This is a genomic window from Bartonella sp. AP19HLJMH (genome assembly GCF_042196245.1).
In the GTDB taxonomy this organism is placed as follows: Bacteria; Pseudomonadota; Alphaproteobacteria; order Rhizobiales; family Rhizobiaceae; genus Bartonella.
This window is the reverse complement of the sequence record NZ_JBHIPX010000089.1, coordinates 1-400: the sequence shown is the minus strand read 5'-3', so window position 1 is coordinate 400 and position 400 is coordinate 1. Positions and strand designations below refer to the sequence as shown.

Sequence of the window (400 nt, the reverse complement as noted above, 5' to 3'; positions counted from 1 at the left end):
TGCCAGGCAACGGCAATTTGCGTTATAGCGGTGCAGCAAAGGTTATCCTTAATGAAGTGGTAAGTGCCAATCGCTCGCGTCTTGAAGGCGTGAGCGAAGTACACGGGCATATGGCGGATGTTATTATCGCCAATCCCAATGGGATTACCTGTAACGGTTGTGGTTTTATCAATACACCACGGGTGACTTTATCGACCGGACAACCGATTATTGGAGCCGATGGGGCTTTGAGTGGGTTGCGTGTTGAGGGTGGAGATATCACCATAGGCGCTCGTGGGGCTGATGGGAGTGCATTAGATATTTTTGATCTTGTTTCGCGCAAGATTAGTGTCGGGGGTCCCATACAGGTCAAAGGAGATTTGGCTGTTATCGCTGGTCACAATCATTTTGATTATGACAA

Annotated in this window: 1 protein-coding gene; it reads left to right on the top strand. The window is 48.5% G+C overall.

The annotated features are described in order from the left end of the window. On the top strand, positions 1–400 hold a 400-nt coding region (locus ACFINR_RS09525), incomplete at both ends, for a filamentous hemagglutinin N-terminal domain-containing protein (RefSeq protein WP_375654247.1).